At 36.3% G+C, this 7629-nt stretch carries 7 protein-coding genes and 1 rRNA gene; 3 read left to right on the top strand and 5 right to left on the bottom strand.

Annotation, left to right across the window (positions count from 1 at the left end):
- The 3 genes from MLD65_RS17680 to shc all read right to left on the bottom strand — a co-directional run.
- Window positions 1-199 (bottom strand): 16S ribosomal RNA (locus MLD65_RS17680); the annotation flags it as partial.
- Between the two features lie 433 nt (window positions 200-632).
- A complete protein-coding gene (locus MLD65_RS17675) occupies window positions 633-1277 on the bottom strand; it encodes a YczE/YyaS/YitT family protein (protein WP_243293139.1) in 645 nt (214 codons plus the stop codon).
- A gap of 187 nt (window positions 1278-1464) precedes the next feature.
- A complete protein-coding gene (gene shc, locus MLD65_RS17670) occupies window positions 1465-3345 on the bottom strand; it encodes a squalene--hopene cyclase (RefSeq protein ID WP_243293138.1) in 1881 nt (626 codons plus the stop codon).
- A gap of 89 nt (window positions 3346-3434) precedes the next feature.
- Here shc and MLD65_RS17665 point away from each other — a divergent pair, with 89 nt between their 5' ends.
- On the top strand, window positions 3435-4586 hold the full coding sequence (locus MLD65_RS17665) for a DUF2515 family protein (RefSeq protein WP_243293137.1): 1152 nt from the start codon (window positions 3435-3437) through the stop codon (window positions 4584-4586).
- Complete coding sequence (locus tag MLD65_RS17660; RefSeq protein ID WP_243293136.1) at window positions 4507-4977, top strand: CBO0543 family protein; 471 nt, start codon at window positions 4507-4509, stop codon at window positions 4975-4977. Before MLD65_RS17665 ends, MLD65_RS17660 begins: the two co-directional genes overlap by 80 nt.
- A 152-nt stretch (window positions 4978-5129) precedes the next feature.
- On the opposite strand, the gene MLD65_RS17655 is transcribed toward MLD65_RS17660, so the two are convergent.
- Window positions 5130-5699: a YkgJ family cysteine cluster protein gene (locus MLD65_RS17655; RefSeq protein WP_243293135.1), complete on the bottom strand. Its 570-nt coding sequence runs from the start codon at window positions 5697-5699 to the stop codon at window positions 5130-5132.
- Between the two features lie 201 nt (window positions 5700-5900).
- Here MLD65_RS17655 and xerS point away from each other — a divergent pair, with 201 nt between their 5' ends.
- A complete protein-coding gene (gene xerS, locus MLD65_RS17650; RefSeq protein ID WP_243293134.1) occupies window positions 5901-7010 on the top strand; it encodes a tyrosine recombinase XerS in 1110 nt (369 codons plus the stop codon).
- Between the two features lie 261 nt (window positions 7011-7271).
- Here the strand turns inward: xerS and MLD65_RS17645 are convergent.
- A partial coding sequence (locus tag MLD65_RS17645) for an integrase core domain-containing protein (RefSeq protein ID WP_243293133.1) occupies window positions 7272-7629 on the bottom strand: 358 nt, incomplete at its 5' end.

Genomic DNA, 7629 nt, shown 5'->3' with positions numbered 1-7629 from the left:
CTCATGCGAGGGGAAAAGTTATCCGGTATTAGCCCCGGTTTCCCGGAGTTATCCCAGTCTTACAGGCAGGTTGCCCACGTGTTACTCACCCGTTCGCCGCTAACGTCAAGGGAGCAAGCTCCCTATCTGTTCGCTCGACTTGCATGTATTAGGCACGCCGCCAGCGTTCGTCCTGAGCCAGGATCAAACTCTCCAATAAAAGTTTGACTTACTCATAATTAAATATAGAATTAACGTTGACGTTCATGTTTTGTTTAGTTTTCAAAGAACTATTCACAAGACAGATTTTTAATATACTATCTTAAATTTAAACTGTCAATACTTTTTCAGTAAAATCCATTTACAAAATCAACAGTTATTTATAAAAACAATTATTTTTCTCACCAATACCCAAAGAAGCATTTCGCAAGAATTCGCTGTTGTCTTGCAGCGACATTTATTATCTTAATATATTCAATTTCATAAGTCAATAATTTTTTTATAAAAATATAATACTATTGTCTTAGAGTTCTTTAAACTCTTTTTGAAGATCAATGACATATAATTAAATCATAGTTTCATTATTAGAACAATAAAGGCTGACTTCATAAAATAGCCAACCTTACGCACATTAACTTATATTCTAACTTTCTTCATGTAATTGAACGATTTCTATTTAGAACTGTTAATTGGTGAGTCACATACATTAAAAGTTTTTGACATTGTGGCAATGAAAAGGCAATCACCTTACCTAATAAGAACGCAATCAAAAGTGTTCCAATACCGATTGGTCCTCCTAGAGCCCAACCAACAAGTAACACGAAAATTTCAATACCGTTTCGAACCCAAGTAACACTCCACCCTGTTTTTTCAACAATAAGTAGCATAATGCCATCCCGTGGCCCAGCTCCAAAATTAGCCGATACATATAAACCAATTCCATATCCAATTACAATTACACCGAAGATAAATGCACTGATTTGACCCAAAAACGCATCTGGCTGTGGGAGAAGATAGTTAAATAAATCGATAAAAACACCTAGTAATAGCATATTTAAAAATGCACCGAATTTCGGGAGCTCTTTTGTAAATAGGGAAGTAATTGTGAGAAGCAAGAATCCGACAATGATTGACCATACACCTATAGAAAGGCCAAAATTTAAATATAAGCCATAGTGAAACACATCCCACGGACCAATCCCTAAGATTTTTCCTTTAATCGTAAGGGCGATACCAAATCCTAGTACCATTAAACCAGTCATAAAAAAGCACCATCGTATGATCCATTCTTTTTTCATCTAAATACACCCTCTAAATCTCATTGTTTAAAAATCTAAAAAACTATAACATATTTAACCGAAATTAAAAACCACTCGGAATAGTTGATATTAAAAGTGTGAAGACTTATGAGACAAAGTTTTTTGAGGGAGAAATATAAAAAGTCCAGGTCACTCCTGAACTTTTTATAACCGATCATATTTTAATTTAAGCATCATACATTTTTTTCTGATAATGACTTAATGCGATTAACGGAAAAATATATTCATAGCTTGGATAGTGGATATAAAAACTTCCTGGTAAGCCTTGACCCTTAGGATAATTTTTAGCCCATGACGTTTCCGCTTTCGGATTTAATAAATAGTTCACTGCCTTTTCTATTTGAGGTGTAATGCTTTCTTCCGCAGCTACCAATGCATCCAATGCCCATGCCGTATGCACTCTCGTACTAGCTGGTAACGAAATATATCTTTTCTCTTTATCACTTTTACAAGACTCTCCCCAACCTCCATCTTCATTTTGAATAGAATATAACCATTTAACAGCTTTTCGTATGCTAGGATGATCACTTCTTACTTTTACTGAGATCAATCCGGTTAAAGCAGACCACGTTCCATATATATAACAAATCCCCCACCTTCCGTACCAAGAACCGTCGCTTCTTTGTTTTTTTAAGAGCCATTTGACTCCTTCCTTTATAAACGTTTGATTGTAGCTTGATTTCGTAAAATCACCAAAAAACTGCAACGTTCTTCCAGTTAAATCAGGGGTTGATGGATCAAGGAGCATTTTTTCACCGCCTTCTACAGGTAACAAAGAAAAGATCGGCTTATCTACATTTTTTTCAAATGCTCCCCAGCCACCGTCATCATTTTGCATTGACAATACCCACTGAATGGCCAAATCCCACCTTTGACGGTACGGAAGCTCATTTTTCACTTGCGTTCGAATCGCTCTTAATGATGCAGTGGTATCATCAATATCTGGGTTTATTGTATTGATATTTGAAAACCCCCATCCTCCTGGTAATTGCTTCGAATTATGAACAGCCCAATCTCCATAAAGAAAGTGCTGGCGTGTGAGCAAATAGTGATTCGCTCTTTGTATAGAAACAGATGTTGAAGAAACACCTGCTTCTTGCATTGAATAGCTAAGTAATGCCGTATTCCACACAGTTGCCGTCGTGTATTGAATATGAGTATGTCCATCGATTGTTGTTTTAAATGACTTTAGACCTTGAACAGCGCGAACAATAATTGGATTCCTTCTTGAATATCCTCGAGCCATTAGCGCAAAGATCATTAAAAACGTCGCACTAAAGTAGCTATAAAAGGTACCATCTTGTTCAATCCGATGCAGCATATATTGTTCTGCTCGATTTAATGCCAATTGATGAAGTTGAAAAGGAATTCCAACTAAACGTTTCACGCCTTCATAAATATAATGATGAAAAGATCGCCATTCGCGAGAGTTCATATTCCAAGAATCTTGGCTTCTTTTTACATATAAATCAGATATGTCAGGGGTATGTGTTGTTTTCACACTAAATCTTTTATCGGCAACAATGAGGATTGGTGTTAAATTAGCTCTTGCATAAATGGAAAGATCAAAGAAATTTAATGGGAAAGAGGAAGGGAATAAAATAAATTCAATTGGTAAAGGAAAAGATTTAGGCCATTTCATTTGCCCTGTTAAAGCAAGCATTACTTTCGTAAACATATTAACTTGTTTAATGCCACCATGATTTAAAATAAATTCCTTCGCTAAACGTATTTTCGGATTGTCTTTATTTATTACGCCTGAATAAAGTAAAGCGTAGTACGCTTCAACGGTTAACGAAAGATTCCCATTCTCTTCATCGTAAAATAGCTTCCAAGCTCCATTTTCCTCTTGTTTGCTCAAAATTCGTTCAACAAGTGAGAGAATCAAATCTTCATCATCAATTTCTAACGTTTGTAATAAGATAATCATATAACAATCTGTTGCAACTCCTGTTTCAAATGGAAAATCCCATGATCCGTTCACATTTTGCGACTTTATAATTGAAGCAACCATTCGATTGATTTCAGATTCTATTTGCTGCCTCATCCTCTTCACCACCGTCTCAAGTAAAAATCATACTTTTTCCTATACATATTCTGACTTTATAAAAGCTATTCGATAAAGGGAGGAAAAGGATGCCTTTTCAAATTTTCCACAAAAAGAAATCAGTCGAACCTCACCTATTAACACTTAAAGAAATGCTGATCGAAAAGTCAAAAAGCAGCATGGAAATGCCGATGCCACCATTACAAATGTGGGAGCAAAACATGATCGATTCGATTCAGACAGTGACAACCAAACTCAATGTGAACAACGTGACAAGAACTGCAGCTTATTTAGATTTTTATACGAGACATCCAGACATTCATTGGGCGTTATTAGGGCATATGGTATCTCGAAACGGGGGATGGCATATGACAGATTTAAAAGGGGATATGTTACCGAGGCTTTTATCAGAAAAAGAGCAAAAACATTTCTTTTTATTTTTAGAGCGCGGGAATTGGTTAATTTTCCAAGATGTTTTTCCACAATTTTTACTTTATCATCATAGCTTACGGTTTAAGCAAAACTTATTTTATCTCCTTCCCTATTTAAACGTATCAACATTTATGGAAACCATTTGGAATTATTATTGGGAGCATAAAGACTGTTATTTATTAGCCATTGCAACGGTTATCAATGAACAAAATTATTTAGAAAAGCACATCCTTCAAAACCCTCATTTTCAAAAGACCGTTTTAAACACGATTGAATTTAAACTTTATGATTTTTTACGCTTTAATCAAATTGTTTTTCCTTATATAGAAAAGGGAAAAAAGCCTCTTTTAACCGGGGCTACACTGCAGCATTTTGCCTCTGTTCATGAACGGATATTATTAGGAAAGCGTCTTTATTCCTTACTTTTTCATAAAGAACAAGTTTTAAATGGTGTGTTACATTGGGCTAAAAAGAATAAGCATACAGGTTCAAGAGCCGATTATTGGAAGCACCTCTTTCATCCTGTCAATGAGTCATTACCAGGAACCGTGTATAAACGAAGAACTAAAAAATGTGAGCTAAAAAAAGGTGCACATCGTATATACAGTCCACCATTAAAATTTGCTTGGGAAAACAGAAAGCATGATAAAGCCGAAGGTGAAGATTGGTTTCATGACTATACAATCATCGACTATTTAAAAGAAGAAACATATTCGGGTGGGGATATTTATGATGAATATTGTAAAACGATTGAAAAAATTGAACTTGCCATCATCGCCAAAAAAGCCTTTTTTCTCAGAAAGGAATAATGTTGCTTTAATTGCTACAGTACTTTTTGCCTCTTTACTTGGAACATACTTAGATTTGATTTTTGTTCATAACGGATTTTACACCTTCCCGAAACGATTATTCCCGCAAACCTTTTCGATTAATATTTTGTTTACACTCGTTATCCTTCCTCTTATAACCGCTTTATTTTTAATGTTGATGGGAAAATCCTGCTATTTTGTCCGTGCTATCTTGTTATACTTGATCGGTGTGCTCGCCTATTTTATCGAACAAATAGCTGAAAATATTGGCGTATTTGAACATGCCCCTAAATGGAACCATTTGTATTCACTTTTTGGATATATTTTTTTCTTCTACATGATGTGGAAATTTTATCGTTTGTTAGTAAATGTAGATAAACACCAATACTAGAAGTATTTAAAAAATAGGACCAATTCAGTCTACAACTGAAGGGTTGCTCCTTTTTTTCATGATTTGCGGATTTCTTTCATAAACTTGCGGATTCTCCCCTCAATAACAACATAAAACCTTACCCCTAAGCTAACTTAGAGATAAGGTTGGTTTTACGAGTCGGTTTTCATATATTCAGAAAGCAAATTCGGTAAATAGTCGTATGTGATGAAATCATTCGGATAGTCGAATGGAAATTCTTCTTCTTCCACAAGCTCTTGGAGAACTTCGTTTAATGCTTGCATGTAAAAAGAATATAAAAACTCATAGCTGAATGGCTCTTTTGGGACGTCGTTTTCCGCACAGACCGTTGGGTTACAATAGTTTAAATACGTACGGCACGGTATCGGACGTACTTCATACGCTTTACATAAGTTTGTTTTCGTATCTAAAAATGGACATGGCAATTGTTTCTGTATATACGTTTCTTTAAACGCTCGATCATCTCGAAAATCAATCGCGCACGCACCTTGAATCTGCTCTTTATATTGAGTGAAATAGTTGTCTAAATGCTTATAAATATTTACTCGTTGTTCTTCTGGCAAACTGTTTATATATTCTACCATCAGCTTCGCTTCCCCGCGGGTTACGATTATCGGAAAATAACAGCAATGCGCACAACCTTTTAAACAGCTTGGTTTAATAGTGGCTTTCTGTTCAATTTTCTCAATCTCTTCATCCACTACGGATAATAGCCCTTTCCGTTTGTTCATGGTATAATAAAAAAACGTCGAACCCAATAATATCAAGGGTTTTAGACGTTTTAATCATTTTTTGTTAGTATGGTTAAATTGTCTTTCACGCAAATAAACGACAAATCTCGACAATAACAAGCTGCAAGTTTACTATATTTTCAAATAAATAGATTAGGACGGTGAACAGCTATGCCCTCTCTTTCAAGAGAACGTCTACAACATGAGCAGCGATTGGAGCAACATTTAAAAGAAATGCCTTTTTATGTTGTGGAGTATGTACGGGCCAAAAAACGTGCCCATCTATCCCCTTCTACACTATTGGGCTATGTACATGACTTTAAAATCTTTTTTGAATGGCTGCAATCTGAAGGTATTGTACAAGTTGATAGCATAAAAGATATATCACTCGAAACGCTCGAAAAGCTGAAAAAGAAAGATGTTGAGTTCTTTATCGATTACTTGTACGACTCCCCTTTTGAATATCGAAAAGGTGTTATGAAGAAAAGAAGCCATGATCGTGTTATTAGAAACATTAATGCCCTTAAATCTTTATTTAACTATTTGACACAAGAAACGGAGAATGATGAAGGTGAATGTTATTTCTATCGGAATGTATTCTCGAAGATAAAGACTTTTAAAAAGAAAGTGTCGAAGAGTAGCCGAGCCAAAAAGATTAGCAGCGTGATTCTTACTCTGAAAGAGATCGATGAATTTATTCAATTCTTAGAGTGTGAATATGAGCAAACTCTCTCCTCTCGCCAGAAGTCCCGCTTCATGCGTGACAAAGAACGCGATATAGCCATTATAGCGTTAGCCTTTGGTACAGGGCTACGTGTCACTGAATTGGCGAACATTACGATAGAAGACGTGGACTTCCACAAAATGCAGATTGACGTGATTCGTAAAGGCGATAAGGCCGATACCATCTTAGCAACCGAATGGTCCCTTCATTATTTAAAGCAGTACCTATCCATTCGTAAGGAACGGTATAAAGCTCCAGGCGACCAACAATACGTCTTTTTAACCAAGTATGACGGAAATGCTAGCCCTATCTCTGTACGGACGATTCAGGAAAATGTAAAGAAATATACAAAAGCGTTTAATGACGGAAAAGCTATAAGCCCACATAAGCTGCGTCATTCCTTTGAGAGTGAGTGGTTGCGTTCTGGTGGTAATCTTGTATTGTTACGAGATCAGCTTGGTCATAATTCGATTGAAACAACCTCTTTATATACAAACTTAACAAATGAAGATGCACGAAAAGTAATCGACAGAATGGAAAATAAATTGGAAAAGTAAACTTAAACTTGGTAAACAATAATTAAACAGAACCAATCTTAAGATCCCATGAATACAAAAAAATCAACATTCTTGGGGTCTTTTAGATTTGGGGGCGGTGTTTGTCAATATAGTTGTCGCATTTAGTTACTTTAGTATTTTAATAAATGCCATCAATCCCCAAGTTCAGTCAAGGCTACCGCGCTGCGCTTGCTGGCCTAGTGATTTGAATGGAAAGGAAAAGCGTGCTTTCGGTTCAATTCACTAGGGAAATAGGGAATATTATGGTTTCCTCAATGCTTCGGTTTTCTCCTCGTCACGCATTGGATTGAGCGCTACTTGTTTATTCGGTGTCCAATTTCTTGTGCCTCGAGTCCAACGCTCTGGATGCTTTGCCTTCGCTGCTTCGTATACGTTTTTTCGCTTTTCCAATATGGCTACGTGTTCCCCCGAATGACACTGTACAGGAGTCACAAAATTTAGCCCACTATGTAGGTGAATCTCGTTGTACCAATGGACAGATTGCCGTGCCCATTTTCTTGCTTCTTCGAGTGATGCAAAGCCTTTGTGTGGAAAATCCGGTCTATATTTGAGTGTCCGAAACATTACTTCTGAGTAGGGATTATCGTTACTCACACGT

The organism is Bacillus sp. FJAT-47783, from assembly GCF_022808615.1.
Classification (GTDB): Bacteria; Bacillota; Bacilli; order Bacillales; family Aeribacillaceae; genus Bacillus_BZ.
This window is presented reverse-complemented; position numbering and strand designations above follow the sequence as displayed.

Excerpts from the sequence above, each read along its gene's own strand:
- MLD65_RS17675 (WP_243293139.1), bottom strand. The coding sequence starts at position 1,277 with ATGAAAAAAGAATGGATCATACGATGGTGCTTTTTTATGACTGGTTTA.
- shc (WP_243293138.1), bottom strand. The coding sequence starts at position 3,345 with ATGAGGCAGCAAATAGAATCTGAAATCAATCGAATGGTTGCTTCAATT.
- MLD65_RS17665 (WP_243293137.1), top strand. The coding sequence starts at position 3,435 with ATGCCTTTTCAAATTTTCCACAAAAAGAAATCAGTCGAACCTCACCTA.
- MLD65_RS17660 (WP_243293136.1), top strand. The coding sequence starts at position 4,507 with ATGATGAATATTGTAAAACGATTGAAAAAATTGAACTTGCCATCATCG.
- xerS (WP_243293134.1), top strand. The coding sequence starts at position 5,901 with ATGCCCTCTCTTTCAAGAGAACGTCTACAACATGAGCAGCGATTGGAG.